This is a genomic window from Nostoc sp. DedQUE08 (assembly GCF_034530895.1).
Taxonomy (GTDB): Bacteria; Cyanobacteriota; Cyanobacteriia; order Cyanobacteriales; family Nostocaceae; genus Nostoc.
Genome location: NZ_JAVRCD010000007.1, coordinates 186,022 through 205,158 on the forward strand (window position 1 = coordinate 186,022; position 19,137 = coordinate 205,158).

General features: G+C 41.2%; 15 protein-coding genes. 12 read left to right on the forward strand and 3 right to left on the reverse strand.

The features are described 5' to 3' along the window. The first annotated feature begins 29 nt into the window (after positions 1 to 29). From RMY64_RS07145 to RMY64_RS07170, 6 genes are all read left to right on the forward strand, one after another. On the forward strand, positions 30 to 1,493 hold the full coding sequence (locus RMY64_RS07145) for an HlyD family secretion protein (protein ID WP_322699688.1): 1,464 nt from the start codon (positions 30 to 32) through the stop codon (positions 1,491 to 1,493). Then, a complete protein-coding gene (locus RMY64_RS07150; protein WP_322699689.1) occupies positions 1,490 to 3,463 on the forward strand; it encodes an ATP-binding cassette domain-containing protein in 1,974 nt (657 codons plus the stop codon). Before RMY64_RS07145 ends, RMY64_RS07150 begins: the two co-directional genes overlap by 4 nt. 93 nt (positions 3,464 to 3,556) lie before the next feature. Continuing rightward, a complete protein-coding gene (locus RMY64_RS07155) occupies positions 3,557 to 4,663 on the forward strand; it encodes an ABC transporter permease (RefSeq protein ID WP_322673915.1) in 1,107 nt (368 codons plus the stop codon). Between the two features lie 39 nt (positions 4,664 to 4,702). After that, the gene (locus tag RMY64_RS07160) at positions 4,703 to 5,824 is read left to right on the forward strand and encodes an ABC transporter permease (protein ID WP_322699690.1); all 1,122 of its coding nucleotides are present in this window, start codon (positions 4,703 to 4,705) and stop codon (positions 5,822 to 5,824) included. A 360-nt stretch (positions 5,825 to 6,184) separates the two neighbouring features. After that, positions 6,185 to 7,252, forward strand: coding sequence for a DMT family transporter (locus RMY64_RS07165; RefSeq protein WP_322699691.1), 1,068 nt, complete (start codon positions 6,185 to 6,187; stop codon positions 7,250 to 7,252). A gap of 320 nt (positions 7,253 to 7,572) precedes the next feature. Then, positions 7,573 to 8,748, forward strand: coding sequence for a peptidoglycan-binding protein (locus RMY64_RS07170; protein WP_322699692.1), 1,176 nt, complete (start codon positions 7,573 to 7,575; stop codon positions 8,746 to 8,748). A gap of 306 nt (positions 8,749 to 9,054) precedes the next feature. Here the strand turns inward: RMY64_RS07170 and RMY64_RS07175 are convergent, their stop codons facing one another. Both RMY64_RS07175 and RMY64_RS07180 read right to left on the reverse strand, forming a co-directional pair. After that, on the reverse strand, positions 9,055 to 9,510 hold the full coding sequence (locus RMY64_RS07175) for a DUF2141 domain-containing protein (protein WP_322673911.1): 456 nt from the start codon (positions 9,508 to 9,510) through the stop codon (positions 9,055 to 9,057). Positions 9,511 to 9,766: 256 nt separating this feature from the next. Continuing rightward, entirely contained in the window at positions 9,767 to 11,320 is a 1,554-nt protein-coding gene (locus RMY64_RS07180; protein WP_322699693.1) for an ammonium transporter, read from the reverse strand. 811 nt (positions 11,321 to 12,131) lie between these two features. Between RMY64_RS07180 and RMY64_RS07185 the strand changes: the two genes are divergently transcribed. From RMY64_RS07185 to RMY64_RS07210, 6 genes are all read left to right on the forward strand, one after another. Continuing rightward, positions 12,132 to 12,617 (forward strand): glutathione peroxidase, encoded by a 486-nt coding sequence (locus RMY64_RS07185; protein WP_322673909.1) that lies wholly within the window; start codon positions 12,132 to 12,134, stop codon positions 12,615 to 12,617. A 146-nt stretch (positions 12,618 to 12,763) separates the two neighbouring features. Next, positions 12,764 to 13,588, forward strand: a complete 825-nt coding sequence (locus RMY64_RS07190; RefSeq protein WP_322699694.1) for an SDR family oxidoreductase — start codon at positions 12,764 to 12,766, stop codon at positions 13,586 to 13,588. A gap of 22 nt (positions 13,589 to 13,610) precedes the next feature. Continuing rightward, positions 13,611 to 14,540, forward strand: coding sequence for an alpha/beta hydrolase (locus tag RMY64_RS07195; RefSeq protein ID WP_322699695.1), 930 nt, complete (start codon positions 13,611 to 13,613; stop codon positions 14,538 to 14,540). Between the two features lie 77 nt (positions 14,541 to 14,617). Continuing rightward, positions 14,618 to 15,352: a glutathione peroxidase gene (locus RMY64_RS07200; RefSeq protein ID WP_322673906.1), complete on the forward strand. Its 735-nt coding sequence runs from the start codon at positions 14,618 to 14,620 to the stop codon at positions 15,350 to 15,352. An 839-nt stretch (positions 15,353 to 16,191) separates the two neighbouring features. Further along, entirely contained in the window at positions 16,192 to 17,433 is a 1,242-nt protein-coding gene (locus RMY64_RS07205) for a hypothetical protein (protein ID WP_322699696.1), read from the forward strand. Between the two features lie 3 nt (positions 17,434 to 17,436). Further along, positions 17,437 to 18,237, forward strand: a complete 801-nt coding sequence (locus tag RMY64_RS07210) for a phosphatase PAP2 family protein (protein WP_416212133.1) — start codon at positions 17,437 to 17,439, stop codon at positions 18,235 to 18,237. A gap of 353 nt (positions 18,238 to 18,590) precedes the next feature. Here the strand turns inward: RMY64_RS07210 and RMY64_RS07215 are convergent, their stop codons facing one another. Next, positions 18,591 to 19,136 (reverse strand): hypothetical protein, encoded by a 546-nt coding sequence (locus RMY64_RS07215; RefSeq protein WP_322675447.1) that lies wholly within the window; start codon positions 19,134 to 19,136, stop codon positions 18,591 to 18,593. Position 19,137 lies beyond the last annotated feature (1 nt).

The following is a 19,137-nucleotide window of genomic DNA, read 5'->3' on the forward strand; positions in this document are numbered from 1 at the left end:
AAATATTTTTCACAATCCAGGGTGATATCATGACTCAGACTATCCCAACATCCCCGGAAAATTTCAAAGATGCAGTATCGAAGCAGCAAAACCGCAAGAAACCGATCCTTTTAACGATTGGGGTGCTGCTGGTGGCTGGTGGTATTGGCTACGCGGTGTGGCGCTCTCAACCGCAAGTATCACCAAATGTACTGCAAGTTAGTGGACGGATTGAGGGTTATGAAACCGAGATCGGGATCAAGCGTTCTGGAAGAATTGAGACAATTGGCGTGCGGGAAGGGGCAGCAGTTAAAAAGGGGCAAGAGTTAATTAAATTAGACGACACAGACGATCGATTGCTGCAACAACAACTACTTGGTAGTCAAGCGAGAGTGACATCTGCGAGATATGATGAACAGCAAGCAGTTTCAGATGTAGAGCGAGTCACCAGAGAAATTCAAGAAATTAACAGCCAAATTAACGAAGCCAAACTGAATTTACGGCAGTCTCAAGGGGATACCCAAGGAAGAATTGAGCAGGCAAAAGCAAATGTCGCAGCAGCCAGAGCCACATTAGTACAAGCACAAGCGCAAGTTAAACAGGCAGCAGCAGAAGTTAATTTAGCAAAAATCAACCGCGATCGCTATGCCCAATTGGTAAAAGAAGGGGCGGTAAATCAACAACAATTCGATCAAGCCCAAACTACTTTAGATACTGCAATCGCAACCCTAGAAGCACGAGTTGCAGCAGTTAATGCCGAACGCCAGCAATTACAAGCTACATCAGGAGCGTTAACTCAAGTTAAAACTACAGGTTTCAATCCAGATATTCGGAACGCTCAGTTAACAGCATTAATCAGAAAGCAGCAGCAAAGTTATGCTGAACTTAAATCTGCACAGGCAAAAGTCAACTCTGCCCGTGCCAAAGTGAAAGATGCCCAAGCATCAAATCAGCAAATCCTCACCCAGATTGCAGACTCCAAAAAAGATTTAAATGTAGTTAGTCCTTTAGATGGAGTAGTGACAGCCCGTAATGTCGAACCAGGTGCAATAGTTAGCAGTCAGACTAATATTTTGACAATTGTTGACCCGAAAACAGTGTATTTTAGAGGTTTTATTCCCGAAGGCGATATTGGCAGAGTGCGTTTAGGACAAACAACAAAAATATTCATTGATTCTGCACCAAAGAAACCATTAGAAGGTAAAGTAATTGCCATCGATCCGCAAGCTTCATTTACACCAGAAAATATTTACTTTCAAAAAGATCGAGTCAGACAAGTAGTAGGGATTCGGATCAAAGTTCAAAACCCTGATAGCTGCTTTAACCCCGAAAATCCTTATAGTGAATCAGATTTACCCTGCGCCAAAATGGGGATGCCAGCAGATGCCGAAATTAGTTTGAAGGCAGGGGACGGGGAGCAGGGGGCAGGGAGCAGGGGAGCAGGGGAGCAGGGGGGGCAGGATAGCGCAGTGGTAGCGAGTCCACGAGCGGTGGCAGGAGGTAGAAGGGAATGAAACAGCAAATTACTACTTTCTCTCGAAACTTACCCTCATCATCTAATCTGCCAACTACAGCAATTGAAGTTCGCGGTTTGCACAAGCACTATGGAAACTTAGCTGCTGTGCGAGGAATTGATTTGAGTGTCTACAAAGGTGAAATGTTTGGATTAATTGGCCCTGATGGTGCGGGGAAAACTAGTACATTTCACATTTTGGGCGGTGTGATGGAAGCAACGGCGGGGGAGGTGCAAATATTTAATCAACCTGCACGAGATGCCCGATTAATTACAGGTTATCTTACTCAACAGTTTTCGCTGTATTTGGATTTGAGTATTGATGAAAACTTGCGTTATGCAGCAGGGTTGCGGCAAGTAGCAGATGATTTATTAAGGGAACGCCGCAATAAATATTTAAAATTAATGAATTTAGAGCGATTTGGCGATCGCTTAGTGGGACAACTTTCTGGTGGGATGAAACAAAAACTGGCGCTGTGTTGTGCTTTGGTTTCGCAACCAGAAGTATTGTTACTAGATGAACCTACGACGGGTGTCGATCCAGTTTCCCGGCGGGAGTTTTGGGATGTGCTGGGGGAATTATCAGCCGAGGGGATGACAATTGTAGTTGCGACACCATATTTAGACGAAGCTGAACGCTGTCACCGCGTGGCTTTGATGTACAGTGGGCAAATTCATGAAATTGGTACACCCAAAGAGTTACGGGCTAACTTAGGCTTGCATCGCTTAGAAGTGCGAACAGCCAACCTGGAAGCTACAGAAGAAATACTCTCCCAGGCTACTCAGACAAATATAGTAGATGTGCAAACTTTTGGCGATCGCTTGGATGTCCTCGTTGAAAATATAAATTCTGGTGAAACCCAAGTTTGCGAACTACTGCAACAACATCACTTCCCTTCTCCCAGTATCGAACATGGCGAACCCACATTAGAAAACGTTTTTGTCACGCGTCTGCGACAACAAGGTTCCGCGCCGCAATTTTTCCCGTTTCCCCGTTATCGGAAGAGGGGACAAGGGGACAAGGAGACAAATGCTTTATTTGCGTCTTCACTGGCGATATATGCTCGCAATCTCAGCCGGGTTTTTGGCAAGTTCCAAGCTGTTAAAGATGTCAACGTCGAAGTTCGTTATGGGGAAATCTTTGGGTTGTTAGGTGCTAATGGTGCTGGCAAAACTACCACCATTAAGATGCTGTGTGGATTACTAGAAGCAAGCGGTGGTGAAATTTCTTTGGGTGGTGAGATAGGAAATCTGCGTAGTGCAGACTTACGGCGACGCATTGGTTACATGAGTCAAAAATTCACTCTTTACGACGATTTAACTATTCTGCAAAATCTTGAATTTTATAGCGGAGTTTATGGCGTACCTCGCAAACTTCGACGGGAAAAAATTGATTGGGTAATTGCTACCTGTGGCTTAGAAGGACAAGCAAATATGATTACAGGACAGCTACCAGGTGGTTGGAAACAGCGAGTTGCTTTCGGTGCTTGCGTGATGCACGAACCAGATATTTTATTTTTAGACGAACCAACATCAGGGGTAGATCCGTTGGCGCGTCGCCAGTTTTGGAAGCTGATTAATGACTTCGCCCGCAACGGTACAGCCATATTAGTGACAACGCACTATCTAGAAGAAGCTGAACAGTGCAACCGGATGAGTTTTATGGTTGCAGGAGAAACCGTCGCCGAAGGTTCACCCAGTTCTGTCAAAGCATCACAACCGGGACAACTAATAGAAATTATTGTTAATCAAAACCAAGTAGCTTCTAAAATACTAAAACAACACTTTGAGTCTTGGCGCGTCTCGATTTTCGCTGATAGTTTACACGTTGTTCTCGATCGTCCCGAACAGGAAATAAATCAACTTAATCAAATTTTAAAAGCTAATCAAATTACCATCAATTCTTTACGTCCGATTCCTTTTTCATTAGAAGATGCCTTTATTGGTATAGTACAGCGATCGCCAAAATAGAAAAACTCTGTAATAAAATTATACTTCAAACTTCTTGGCGTTTAAAAACACTATGATTTTAGCCAAAGTAATATTTAATATATATGAAACTATATGAAACGAATTCTTGCTCAATGTGTAAAAGAAATAGCTCAATTTCGCCGCGATCGCCTGACGTTGGCACTAGCATTTTTATTGCCATTCATTACCTTAATAGTTTTTGGCTTTGCTATTAGATTAGAGAGTAAAGATATTCCTTTAATTGTGCAAGATTTTAACCGCACAAACCTAAGTAATAGCTATATTGAAAGATTGTATGCCACCAATCAATTTGTGCCGAAACAATGGTCTGGTGGCAATCCTACACGCGATGCTATAGATAAGGGAATTGCTAAAGTCGCAGTAATTATTCCGCCGGAATTTAGCCGTGATATTCAAGCAGATAGAAGTACAAATGTGCAAGTATTGATCGATGCCACTGATGTTAATAATGCTCGTGTAATTAGAAATAACATTCAAAGAGTGACAAACTTTTTTATGCAAGAGCATGGACTGCTACCTGCTACTAATAGCATTACAGCACGAACGCGTCTATGGTTTAATCCTGGGAGATTAGAATCGCTGTATATTGTGCCAGGAACTTACGGAGTTATACTGTGGATTTTTCCTTCATTGCTCTCTGCGATCGCAATGGTACGGGAAAAGGAAAAAGGGACAATTTTACAAGTCTACGCTTCTAGTATTAGTGGCACTGAACTTTTACTTGGTAAAGGATTAGCATATCTATTAATTGCCATCCTTGAAACATTAGTAGTTATGGTATTAGGCTCAATTATTTTCCAAGTCGGTATAGTTAGCAACCCCATAACATTAGTAGTTGGCACTTTATTATTTCTGACAGATAGCGTTTTTTTTGGATTACTTTTAGGAGTCCGTAGTAGTAACCAAAATGCTGCTGTACAAGGCGTTTCCCTCGTAGGTTTTATCACATCATTATTACTCTCAGGTTTTATTTATCCCCTCAACAATATTCCTTTCCCTTTATCACTACTACCTAACATAATTCCGGCGCGTTATTACATCGATATCACTCGTGATGCCTTCGTGCGTGGTACGGGATTTGGCGGAGTTTGGTTTGATTTGCTCATGCTTGCAGCTTTGGGATTAGTGTTTTTCAACGTATCACGCCGAGTTTTAAGCAGAATGCAATTACCAAATTAATCTCTCTGTCTTCTCTATGGTTTGATAAAAAGTAACTTTATGAAACTTATTCAGCGATTATTTGATAGTTCATTTTGGGCATTAGTGCGGAAAGAGATTAATCAAATTCTCCGCAATAAGCAATTAATTGTTTTATTAGTTGTCCCGCCAACAGTCCAATTATTGTTGTATGGTTTTATCCTCAATCCCGACGTTCATAACTTACGATTAGGTATCATTGACTATGCCAACGTCAGCGCTAGTCGAGAATTAGTTTCAGCCATGACATCAAATCGAATTTTCACCTTAGAATCTGTACCAAGCAGTGAAAAAGCATTGAGTCGTCAGGTAGAAGAAGGAAAGCTAGATGTCGGGGTAGTAATTCCTCCTAATTTTTCGCGTCAACTGGCACAAAAATCAGCAGAAATTCAAGTATTTATTGATGCAGTAAATGCGAATACAGCCGGAATTGCCGGAAATTATATGAATCAAATCATCCAGCAATATAATCTGCAATTAGCCCAAGGTCAAGCAAGTCCCCCAGTTTTACCTGAAGTTGTATTCCTTTATAATCCCGGACTGACAAGTAGTTGGTTTTTTGTCCCAGGAGTTATGGGTTTAGTTTTAACATTAATTGGCACATTAGTATCAGCAATTACAGTTGTTCGGGAAAAAGATACCGGAACTTTAGAACAATTATTAATGACTCCGGCTGCTAACTGGCAAATATTACTATCAAAAATCGTCCCTTTAGCATTTTTATTAATGGGAGATGTTTTATTAGCTATCACTTTAGCAACAGTAATATTTCATGTACCATTTCGAGGTAGTTTTCTGCTATTTTTGGCTCTATCAAGTATGTATGTATTTGTCGGGATTAGCTTGGGTATTTTGTTAGCTACTGTGAATAGTTCGCAACAACAGGTAGTTTTGACAGCTTTCTTTATTAATTTACCAATGGTACAAACTTCTGGAGCGATCGCACCCATTGAAGCCATGCCACCTTTGTTTCAACTTTTATCCCTACTTAATCCCCTGCGCCATTACATTGTGATCGTTCGAGGTATTTTGCTCAAAGGTGTTGGCTTAGATGTACTGTGGATGAATGTTTTGGCTTTAGTCGCTTTTGCTGTTGTTTTATTAACTATTAGTGTTAGTAAGTTTCGCAGTCAATTAAGCTAAAAAACGATTTACAGCGTATTTCTGGTACAAGCGATCGCACTACTACAGCATGGCGTAAATAAACATACCCTTCGGGTGACGCTCCTGCGTCGCTAACGCTACGCTAACACCAGTCGCCTGCGGAGGGAAACCCTCCCACAGCGCTGGTTCACCATTTCAAACGGCGCAAAAAGCTCAGAATATAATTCTTTTGACTTTTGACTTCCGCCTTGCGTAGGCTCAGGCTGGAGAGTTTTACCGTCTCCAAAACGCTACGCGATGGTGCAAAACACCCAGCAAAGGCGATCGCAAAACTACATAATTCGGTAAAATTGGGTAAAGCAATTTTTGCGCTTGTTAAACAAAGGCATCAGCAAACCCATGCAACTGAAACTCAGTGCATCTCGACTTCCCTTCGCCCCCCTGTTGTTAATCGCCCCCTTTTTCCTATGGGGGACGGCAATGGTAGCCATGAAAGGAGTGATACCCCATACCACACCGCTATTCATGGCAGGTGTGCGTCTGATACCAGCAGGGATGTTAATTCTGATTGCAGCAGCATTCATGGGTAAACCCCAGCCGAAGGGTTGGGCTGCATGGCTGTGGATTGCCTTATTTGCCCTAGTAGATGGGACGCTGTTTCAAGGTTTTTTGGCAGAGGGATTAGTCAGAACTAGTGCAGGGTTGGGGTCTGTGATGATTGACTCGCAACCCTTGGCTGTTGCCTTGCTGTCGTTGTGGCTATTCCAAGAACAGATTGGTTTTTGGGGATGGCTGGGGCTAGGCTTGGGAGTCACAGGCATTACTTTAATTGGCTTACCTGATGAGTGGATTTTACATTTTCTCGACTCAGGCGCAAATATGACAATCGGCAACTGGCAAGATTTATTTGCTAGTGGCGAGTGGTTAATGCTGTTAGCAGCACTATCAATGGCAGTGGGAACAGTGTTGATTCGATTTGTGTGCCGACATGCTGACCCTGTAAGCGCTACAGGATGGCACATGATTTTGGGCGGATTGCCACTATGGGGAATTTCATCAGTTGTTGAATCCCAGCAGTGGGAAAATCTGGGAGGATCTGATTTCATGGCCTTGGGTTATGCTACCGTATTTGGCAGCGCGATCGCTTATGGGTTATTCTTCTACTTTGCTTCTAGTGGCAGTCTCACGAGTCTTAGTTCTCTCACCTTCCTAACACCCGTCTTTGCGCTACTATTCGGCAATCTTTTCCTCTCAGAAGTCCTCAATCCGTTGCAGTGGGTAGGAGTATTTCTCACTTTAATCAGCATCTATCTCATCAACCAACGTGATACTTTAGGAGGACAAAACGACAAAGTTACTGTCGGCGAGATAGCTAATATACAGCAACCAGTTTTAGAAGCATCTGCTAACAAATTGAACCCCATCAGCCTAGCAGTTAGAGAATCGGAACCAGAAATTTTACCCTAACTTGTTAAAATAATTCTTAATTAGTAATTAAGTAAGGGATGAGGGAGAAATCAATTAAAAATGACGCTCTCTACGAGACGCTGCGCGAACGCAGACTCGCTAACGCTGCGCTAACAAAATTTAAAATTTAAAATTAAAGAACTTCTGCCTGGTTGTTGAGTTTCGACTAAGCTCAACTGCCGCGTAGTCGAAACACTGCCTTCTGACTCTTTTTTCCCAATTCCCAATTCCCAATTAAAAATGACAGTTAACATTTGGTCGTCTAGAAGCTATTGTGGTATCGAAGATTTAAAAAGCACGTTCAGGCTGGAACTTGCAATATGAGGCTATGCCGTTCCTCAATTCTGATATTTACCTGTTTTTCTTGCGTGGGTTTTTACCCAAATCGCTCAAGTGCAGCTACACCTAACCTAGCGCCTGAAATTTTAGAACTTGCACAAGCTAGTTCGACAGTTACTGCTAGTCCGGCTGTTTTGAAATATGGTAGTCGAAAATCAGATGTGCAGAGACTACAAACCCAATTAAAGCAGTTGGGGTACTACAGGGGCGTGGTAGATGGACAGTATAACGCCAGTACAGAAATCGCTGTAGCTAAATTCCAGAAACTAAAGGGTTTAAAATTAGATGGGATTGCTGGCCCGGCGACTCAGGAGAAACTGCAAGCAGCTTTGGCAGCGAAAAAGCAGTTTTTCACCTCTCCAAAAGTTACCTCTCCAAAAGTTACCTCTTCAATAGTTACCTCTATTGCTCCGACTTCTGCAAATCCCAAAGCACCTGAGAGAGGTTTTGTCTGGTGGTTACTATTGGCCATTGGAGTTTTAGGATGTAGTGGCGCACTTTTTTATCTGCTGAGGTCGTTTCAAAAGGCCAAGCAAGTGCAAAAGTCCGAAATATCAGAGCCTAAAAGCTTGAGTGAAGCTAACAAAGAACCGATTACACCACCTTTACTGGAAACTGTCACTATTCTACAAACACCTCCTCCACCACCAACATTTTCCACAGAATTACTGTTACCAGAAAAAACTTCCCGTCTTGCTAAACTCAATATCGTTGAGGAATTAATTCAAGATTTGCGTAGTTCTGACCCAACGAAGCGGCGCAAGGCTATTTGGAATTTGGGTCAGCAGGGAGATTCGCGGGCAATTCAACATCTGGTTGACCTGATAATTGATGCTGATTCTCAAGAAAGCAGCTTAATTTTGGCAGCTTTGTCAGAAATTGGCATCCGCACACTCAAACCAATGAACCGTGCTTTAGCAATTTCAATTCAAGATGAAAGTCCACAAGTGCGGCAAAATGCGATCCGTGACCTGACGCGCGTTTATGACATGATGGGTCAAATGACTCAGATGTTGCACCATGCGCTAGAAGACCCAGATGCCGATGTGCAAGCAACAGCACGATATGCTTTGACTCAGATGAATCGAATACAAATACGTGACTTGCCAAAGCAACAGAGTCTACAGGAAGATTCTGATAATGATTCACAACAATAGAGATTGGTAGTGTACCCAATACTTCTGGCTTTGTGCATTTTTAATTAAGAATTGGATTTTGGAAAAGTTTACTGGGTTTGGGTTATATCATGTCCGCATAATTAGTTATGCTAACCACAGTCATTACACCCCACCCCCAACCCCTCCCCGCTTGCGGGGAGGGGAGACAAGGCGTAGCTTTGGCGGGGTGGGGTTCTTCGGGTTTAATAAGCAATCAAGCGGACATGATATTAAAGATTTTTTCTTCTCCTTTTTCCCAAAACCCAAGAAGTATTGGCAGTGTACCAAGCTGAATCTGCTGTCAGCTTAAAAATATTTCAACTGGATGTGGATACTAGTATCTGGCCCTGCCACTAAAAATGCTGCTTCGTTAAATTTAGGCGCTCTTGTGCGAATTTCTGGGTTGCTGGAAAATCCAAAACCTTCCCTTGGTATACCAAAAAGATTGGTATTGAGAGTGCGGTCATTATTTTGATCGTGGAAGACAGCAACGGCGTAACTACCTGCTTTCAAGTTATTAAAGGTAAGTGGTAAGGGATTTTCAGTAATCTTGGTACACTGCTTTTGTAAGCCGCGATCGCCATCGCTAGGAAATCCTTCACTGCTAGCAAATATACTGGCACATACTTGTCCTTGTTCATTCTTCAAGCCATCAATTTCCACGGTGAGTTTGCCGTTAAAATTTGCTTTGGCACTAAATGACCATGCCAAATTTCCCATAACTGCCAATAGCAGCAGACTAACTCTTAAGCCTTTAAGCATAAAATTTTTACAAGGTAAAATGCGATCGCTAAATTATTGAAGCAGGCAGAGGACAGGAGGCAGTGTTTCGACTACGCGGCAGTTGAGCGTAGTCGAAACTCAACAATCAAGCAGGAGGCAGAGGGCAGGAGGTTTTATACTCCCTACTTTCCCTCGCTTGGGTAGAGAATTTTGCAAAATCAGTTCAATCAACTAATGGTGTATTGGTAGCTCAAATTAAGAATATGCCAGAGGGTGAGCTAAAGAAATATTTTCCCTAATATTTCCCAATTGAACTTTGTTCATCAGAAAATACCGTTGCATCACCTTCTTTAAGAAATCCACTATAGGCTTCCATACCGTGTTCGCCAATATCCAAACCTTCTAATTCCTCTTCTTTAGATACTCTAATACCTAAAGTAGCTTTTAGTGCCAACCAAAAAATACTACTGAGTAAAACAGTAAAGCCACCTACTGAGGCAACGCCTAGCAACTGAACGCCAAACTGTCCAAAGCCACCACCGGAAAATAAACCTTTTTCTGGCCCACGTGTATACCAAGTAAAAACACCAGGGCCAACAGACCATAGACCAACTGCTAGAGTTCCCCAGATACCACAAACTAAGTGAACTGAGGTAGCTCCCACTGGGTCATCAATGCCAAGTTTGTCAAAGAATGTTACAGAGAAAACTACCAGTACCCCAGCAATGAAGCCAATTACTAAAGAACTAGCGACACCTACGTAAGCACAAGATGCTGTAATCCCAACCAAACCAGCCAAAATACCATTGATAATCATTGAGAGGTCTGGTTTACCTAAGTACAACCAAGCTGTGATGGTGGCGGCAATTCCACCGCCAGCAGCAGCCATGTTAGTAGTTAGAGCAATATGAGCGATCGCACCAGGATCGGCAGCCATGACAGAACCGGGGTTGAAACCAAACCAGCCCAACCACAAAATCAAACAGCCCAAAGTAGCAATACTCATGTTGTGACCGGGCATTGCTACAACTTGCTTGTTTTGATATTTTCCAAAACGGGGGCCAAGAAATGCTGCTCCCATCAAAGCTGCCCAGCCACCTACAGAGTGAACCACCGTAGAACCAGCAAAATCCCAAAAGCCTCTATCTGCTAGCCAACCACCACCCCAAATCCAATGTCCGGTAATGGGATAGGCAATACCTACAAGTAAGAGGCTAAAAATTAGGAAGTTAACAAACTTAATCCGTTCGGCGACTGCACCAGAAACGATTGTTGCTGCTGTTCCAGCAAATACTAGCTGGAATAAAAACTTGGCTGCTAAAGGTACACCAGCCCAATTAATGGCACTGAACACACCTTTATAAGCGTCTGCTGTGGCAGGACTGTTATCTACTCCTTTTAAGAAAAACCCATTCAATCCAATGAAGTCATTGCCATCACCGAACATTAAGGCAAAACCGATTGACCAAAAGGCAACGGTAGACAGAGCAAATACAATCAAGTTTTTGGAAAGAACATTGACAGCATTTTTCTGGCGACAGAAGCCAGTTTCTAACATACAAAAACCAGCGTTCATGAAGAATACTAAAAAAGCAGCGATCGCTACCCACAATGTGTCAATAGCAATTTTGAGTTCTGCTGTCGTTGGCGCTGCGGCTGGAGTTTGGGCAACTGCGGCATAACCCCAACCCAACACAATCAGACAAGCGATAGGTAAACAAGCTTGCCAACTGGGAGAAAGTCGCTTAATCAAATTAAATAGCTTGACTTTAGAGTTAGATTGTGAGTTTATAACGTAACTTTTTGCAGACAAATGCCTATTTTTTGTTTTCGATTTTTGTTTGTACATGAATTTGAGCATCATCCTCCAAACCATTCTTAAAAAAGGTAAAAAGCAGGTTAAGCAGAAAAAAATTCTGTCCGAAATTAGATCCAATGGGTTTTGATGTTTTTCCTTCAGACAACTTGTTGAAAAACCATAAACTCAAATAACCTTAGTAGGAGTTTAAAAAATTATTGGCACATCTGTAAATATTTTTTATAGTTCTTCGTAAGAAATTTACGATCTATTTTCGCAAAGAGTCAAGTCTTCTTCACTTAATCTTTAATGTTTGAAAAAAGTTGACTGAGAAAGCGCCCAAAATTGTCTTGAATAATGTCAATAAAAAATCAGGTAGAAAGAACTACCCTAAAATGGCTCTTTTAAGCTAACAATGTGATTTTTAGCTCTATTCACTATCAAAACCAAAAAACTGTATCATAAAATACAGTTTTTTGGTTTTTGTGATGAAATATAATTCATGATGCAACAAAAAAGTAACTATATTCTTTCTAGCTACCTATTTTCCAAAATCATAAATTGGAGAATTCAGGATGTTGTTAACTTTTGATACAAAGAGTCAATTCTTTGTGACTTTCAACCTAGATCGATTCATCGCTGCACCCAAAAGTTGGTATTAAAAGCAACGTAAATTTAACGTATTTATGCTGAAACAGTAGCTTTACTGAGCTATTTATCCAAGATACAGGGTTTTGCAACTACACAACTCACATAGAATTGTTACAACAAGTCTAACAAACCTAATTTCCTAAAAGAAACCAAGTTTAGAGTACCTGTAATATGGGAAACTTGGCAATATTCCCTATCAATCAGATTTCAGATGAATAACACAATTTCGGATATTGCAGTCCAGACCATCAACGGTGAAGATAAGCAATTAAACGACTACACCGATAAGGTACTCTTAATTGTAAATGTGGCTTCCTTCTGCGGTTATACTTCTCAATACGAGGGGTTAGAAAAGTTGAACCAAAAGTATGGAGAAGCAGGTTTACGTATTTTGGGGTTTCCTTGTAACGATTTTGGTGCGCAAGAACCAGGAAGCAATGAAGAAATTGTGCAATTCTGCACGAGTAAATATGGTGTTACCTTTGAACTATTTGATAAAGTTCATGCCAAAGGTTCACAGCAGCATCCACTTTATGAGCGACTTACTAAAGCTGTTGAGCCAACGGGAGCTGTTGCTTGGAACTTTGAAAAATTTTTAGTTAATAAGCAAGGTGAAGTGGTAGCTCGATTTAATAGTAGTGTCCAGCCAAATTCACCAGAAATAATTGCCATAATTGAGAAAGAATTAGCGAAATAGTCATTTGTCATTTGTCATTTGTCACTAAATCAAAATTTTTGTACTATTGACTGTTAGCTCTGGACTGTTAAAATTATTTACTTCCAGACAGTTAATTGAGAAAATCGGCTCAATGAGTAGTTTAATTTATTTGTGTCTAATTTGTCATGAACGTTGCAATCATTGGTTGTGGTTATGTTGGTTATAAAGTTGCTCAATATTGGCAGCAAGATATGAATTTTGCTGTTAGTGTAACCACAACTTCTCCTGAGCGTGTCCCCGCCCTACAATCAGTATCTCAAAGAGTTGTAGTTACCAGTGGTAATGACATAGATGGTCTAAAATCAGTTTTACACAATCAAGATGTTGTACTTTTAAGTGTTGGGGCAAAAGATAGGGAAGTTTATGAAAAAACTTATCTACAAACTGCCCAAACTTTAGTTTCGTGCTTACAGCAGATTAAGAGTGTAAAACAGTTAATATACACAGGTAGTTATGCCGTATATGGTGACAGGAATGGTGTATGGGTAGATGAAGAAACACCGCTTGCACCCGCTAATTTAAATGCCCAAATCCTCTGCAAAACAGAAGAGGTGTTGCTATCGGCATCTAGCGAAAATCTCCGTGTTTGTATATTCCGCTTAGGAGGAATCTATGGAACTGGTAGAGAACTATTGAAAATATTTGGTAGCTATTCTGGTACAACCCGTCCGGGCAATGGTGAGGATATCACAAATTGGGTTCATCTAGATGATATTGTTAGTGCGATAGAATTTGCCCGTCACCGTCGTTTGCAAGGAATTTACAATCTGGTAGATGATGCACATCTCACCAGTCGAGACTTGCTAGATAGCTTATTTGAAAAACATAATTTACCCAAAGTAGAATGGGATACATCTATCAAGAGTACTCGTCCCTATAATGCTTGGGTGTCGAATGAAAAGCTCAAAGAAGCTGGATACGAATTGATTCATCCACAGATGATTTTTTAGTAGGTATTAAAAACTAGGAATTATGCAACCATCTGCTGTAGCTAACACAACTAATTTGACAGCATCTCCTAGCCAGTTTTACAGTTGGCAGAATTATCGTTGTGCCTACGAAGTACATCAACCAATTAATACAACATCTGAGGGCATTCCCTTACTATTAATTCATCCGATTGGCGTGGGATTGTCGCGGCGATTTTGGCAACGATTTTGTCGCGAGTGGTATAGTACAGGTCAGCGTAATTCAATTTATAACCCTGATTTACTAGGATGTGGTGAAAGTGATATGCCCCGTATAGCTTACACTCCTAGTGATTGGGCAGAACAGTTGCAGTCCTTTTTACAAACAGTAGTCCAAAAACCTGTTATTGTTGTAGTGCAAGGCGCTTTATTGCCAGTTGCTATTCAATTAGTCCAAAAGGAATCAAATTTAATTGCCGGATTGGTACTTTCTGGGCCGCCAACGTGGGCTTTGATGACAAATAAACCACCAAAATGGCAGGAAAAATTTCTTTGGAATGTATTAGATTCGCCTTTTGGCAGTGCTTTTTATCGCTATGCACGCACTCCAAAATTTTTACGTTCTTTTTCAATTCGTCAACTCTTTGCTTCTGAAAATGCGGTGGATGCAGAGTGGTTAAATACATTGCTTGTAGGTGCAGAAAATCCTGCAAGCCGCCATGCAGTGTTTTCTTTTTTAGCAGGGTTTTGGCGAGATGATTATACTAGTTTTATAGCCTCTATTCATCAACCAACATTAATAGTTATGGGCGAAACTGCATCGAGTATTAGCCAAGACAATAAAAAAGAAACGCCAGATGAACGCTTGGCTCATTATCTTGCTTGTTTCCCTAAAAATAGAGGTATAAAAATAAACGGACGTAATGTTTTACCCTATGAATCAACCACTGAATTTGTAGGAGCGATCGCGACCTTCATTAATGAAGTTTCTTAGACGATTGATAGTTACATTGTACCAGTTCTCCCATGATAGGTTATGACTGGAATTGATTACTAAAGGCAAGCAAAATTATGTTACCCAATCATCGAGGACAAAGAGTACCCAATGTCACTTTTCATACTCGCAAGAACGACCAGTGGGTGGATGTGACAACCGATCAGCTATTTGCTAATAAGACAGTAGTTGTCTTCTCTTTACCAGGTGCTTATACTCCGACTTGTTCATCTACTCATCTCCCTGGCTACAACGAATTAGCTCCAATTTTCAAACAGAATGGTGTCGATGACATTATCTGTATTTCTGTTAATGATGCCTTTGTGATGAACGAATGGGCAAAGGATCAAGAAGTAGAAAATATCACACTAATTCCTGATGGAAATGGGGAATTTACTGAAGGTATGGGTTTATTAGTAGATAAATCAGACCTGGGGTTTGGGAAGCGATCGTGGCGTTATTCTATGCTGGTGAGAGATGGTGTAATTAACCAGATGTTTATTGAACCAGAGGAGCCAGGAGATCCCTTTAAGGTGTCCGATGCTGAGACAATGCTCAGATACATCAATCCCCAAGCAGTTAAGCCCGAAGTAGTTTCCCTGTTTGCGAAAGTGGGTTGTCCTTACTGTGCCCGTGCTAAGGCAATGCTCAAGGAACATGGCATCAATTACGAAGAAATTACCTTGGGCAAGGATATCACCACGCGATCGCTAAAAGCAGTTGCGGGTGCAACAACAGTTCCCCAAGTATTTATCGATGGTAAATTAATTGGTGGTTCTGAGGCATTAGAAGCCTACTTCGCTGCTAAATAGGGTTGAGTAGGGTTGCAATACTGCATAGGTTTTGCTTAAAAAATAGAAATGTGTAGTGGCGTGGCAAGCAAAAAAATAGTGCATTTTTGTCGCATTGCGATTGAGTACACAGATGTGGGCTACGCCTACGCTTGACTTTTAAAACAACGCGAGTTCGACAACCCCTCTCCGACACAGCTACCGTGTATACACAAGTCCTTCTCACCCCCTCTAACTCCCCGATGCCTTGGGGGAGAACCGGGAACCGGATATTTCCCCCAAGGCATCGGGCTACAGTGTACACACAAGTCTGAAATAGCTTACTCATCTGGGTTTTTGCGTCACTTTTACCCCACCCTAACCCTCCCCTTGCAAAGGGGAGGGAACCGGATCTTTAATCTCCCCCCTTTGCAAGGGGGGATTAAGGGGGGTAAATCCGAGGTTTGCGCTTCATTACCAAGATGTGTGTACACAGAAGCTCCGACACGGAGAGGGGAGCCAAAACTCTAATTTCTCGTTGCTCCTCCCTTTCCCTGTGGGAGAGGGAGGTTGTCCGGGAGAGGTTCATCGAACTCACGTTAAAACAGTCGCGACGAATATTCTTAACCGAACGGTATTGAGTTGGAGTACACAGTCATCAATTGTGTAAACTTCAGTGAAAGTTATGATATTTTTGACCGCAGCCTGATTTGTGAGAATTGAAAAACACCGATTCCCGACTTCGCAAAAGTTGTCGGGAATTTTGTTTTTCCCCAGCAGTTAACAAATCTTCAAATCGCTAGATGTATTTTTGTCTAGCTATTTACTAACGATCGCATAAAATTGATTCGGATTAAATTTACATTTCTTTAAAAGACAATATGTTTGCCAGAATTCGCCGAATTTTGAGTCAATTTTTTAGTAATTCCAGAACAATCAACAACGAACCACTGAATAAAGTCAGTTTGATTGTCATTATTATAGTTGATATTTTTATCTTAATTAATGTTTTTACCGGACTCGATGATATTAGCAGATGGCATATCAGTCCAACTGAGGCTTATCCATGTTATTCAGAGTGGCAAAATTACCGAGCAAAAACCACTAAAGATAAAGACTATGAAATTGTTAGACTTTCATTGCCATCTTACACGAACAATCAATTTAGTTTTCGGGGAAACTATCAACAAGCCGAAGCAGGACATCTAGGTAAGGTTTCTCAAACGTGTTTGCAATATGCCGATTACAAAGATAAGATTAAGAATTCTGAAAAGCAGCAAATTATCAAAACTATCGAGGAAAAACAAGCAAAAATTAGTAGACTGGAACAAGCCAATCGCACTATTAAATCTCAGTATGACTCAACGCTTTTAGAAAAAATTGCCGGACAGAATCGCGAACAATCAATTAATCAAGTCAGTGCTGAAAAAGCTAAACAGACATTAGAAGAAAATAATCGCCAAATTTCTACTCTTCAACAAGAAACTTCTACTCTTAAAAACGAACTACTCGCTCAACCAGAAAGCATTAGTTTTATAGCCTTTCTTAAAAATGACAATCTATTTCAAGAAGTCGAGAAAGGCTATCATCAGGCATCATTTTGGTATCCAAGTATCCAACTTGGTTTTCAGTCCCTCTTTCTTTTACCACTGATTCTCATTGCCTTATCAGTTCAGAAATTTGCCCAAAGAAGAGGATATGGACTCGTCTCGCTAATTAGCTGGCATTTGCTAGTTATATTTTTTATCCCATTAATCATTAAAATATTTGAATTTCTCCAAATAGGTGCAATATTCAAATTTTTATTTGATGTAATTAGCGCCATTTTTGGCGGTTTACTTTTCCTGATAAATTATGTTTATATCTTGCTAATTCCAGTTATTGGTTTTGGAATCATCCAATTTTTTCAAAAATTTGTCTTTAACGCTAAAGTCCAAGCAGCTAGCAGAGTTCAAAAATCACGATGTGTCAATTGTGCCAAGAAAATTCGACATCTTGATACTTACTGTCCACACTGCGGTTATTATCAGTACATTGAATGCCATAACTGCCATAATCTTACTTATAAGCATTTGTCGTACTGTAAACATTGTGGAACTTCTCAAGTTTCCAGTAATTTGTAATCAATGAAGTCGTCGATTGGGCTTTTTAACTTAGATATGGAAAAAGAGAAACAAATCAATAAAGAGAGTCAGTCGCCGCTTGATTTTCTCAAAAACCTGTTGATTGCTCGTTGGCGATCGCTCTTACTCCTTTTGATCGGAGTCTATTTACCTTTGCAGATTTTTGAAATCCTGACAGTGAATATATGGAAGAATCAAGCAGGCTTTCCGTGGGATGCGCCGATTCTGTTAGCGGTTCATTCTACAGCAAACCCACAGTTAGACGTTTTAGCTGTCATCCTAGCGACAATTGGGTTGCCTTGGACGGCAATGGTGATTTTGGGGGTGATCGCACTGATGTTAATACTTCAAAAACGCTGGCGATCGCTAGCTTATTTACTCACCGCCTCAGCAGGAAGCGTCATCATCAACCGCACAGCAAAACAATTAATGCATCGAGTGCGTCCACAATTGTGGCAGTCTATTGCACCTGAGTCTACTTTTGCATTTCCCAGCGCTCATGCGATGACGAGTGTAACATTGGTAGCAATTTTGTTATTTTTAACTTGGGCTACCTCTTGGCGCTGGTTGATTCTCATATTCGGCAGCTTATACATCATCGCAATTGCGTGGTGTCGTCTCTATTTAGGGGTTCATTTTCCTAGTGACATTCTCGCAGGTTGGATGGTTGCATTAGGTTGGACGATTGGTGTCAGTCTAATTATCAAACCCTATAGAACTATAGCCAAATCCGTAGATAGCGAACGTCCTAAAGATGAAACTACTTTACTACCAGAAGAAATAAAGTCGATAAATAAGGAGTAATATCATGTCCGCTTGATTGCTTATTAAACCTGAAGAACCCCACCCCGCCAAAGCTACGCTTTGTCTCCCCTCCCCGCCTGCGGGGAGGGGATTAAGGGGTGGGGTTCTTTTATTATGGGTAATTTGGCGGACATGATATAGTATCAGCCCTCACCCTAAATCCCTCTCCCATAGCTTGGGAGAGGGACTTTGAAATTCGCTCCCCTTCTCCCAATTTTGGGAGAAGGGGTTGGGGGATGAGGGCGAATTTTGCATTTGTGCAAGATGTCTATTATGCTATCTGCGATCGCCAACTGGCACAGTGTCTAAATATTCATGCAGGAGGTCTATTAGACATATTCAGCAACGCCAAATTAAGAGCAGCCCTCAACATATTCGACTTCTGGCAATTTACCCGCTCTGAACTCAGTGACAAGTTTACCATCAGTCTCGAAGACTAGGCGATAGTTGCGATCGCTAGGGTCTTTCGGGATGAAAGTTAGGTAATGTCCGTTTTGGACGTATTTATGAGGTGTGACTTGAATTTGTCCTGGGTAAAGAGACTTGATTTGCGCTTCGGTGTCGCCAATTTTTGCACCTTTGAAGGTAGTAATCTGATTATTTTGCCTTACATCTACTCTGGAAATTCGACCTTTTGTCACCATGAACGAAAGATTTTTGGGTTCATTTTGTGGCTTAACATAATAGCAATTATTATTTGGTGAATCGCCCACTAGCTTAGTACCAGCAGCCTTTGCCGCTTGAGAAACAGTCATGCCAACTTTTACTGTGCCAATACCGTTAATAAACAGTTTTGACTGATTTGTTAGTTTCGCCTTGGCGATAACTGTGCTAATAGTCAAAGAAGAAACTGTTAGCATTACGGTGACAAAAGTCAAGATTTTAGTTTTGTTATTCATA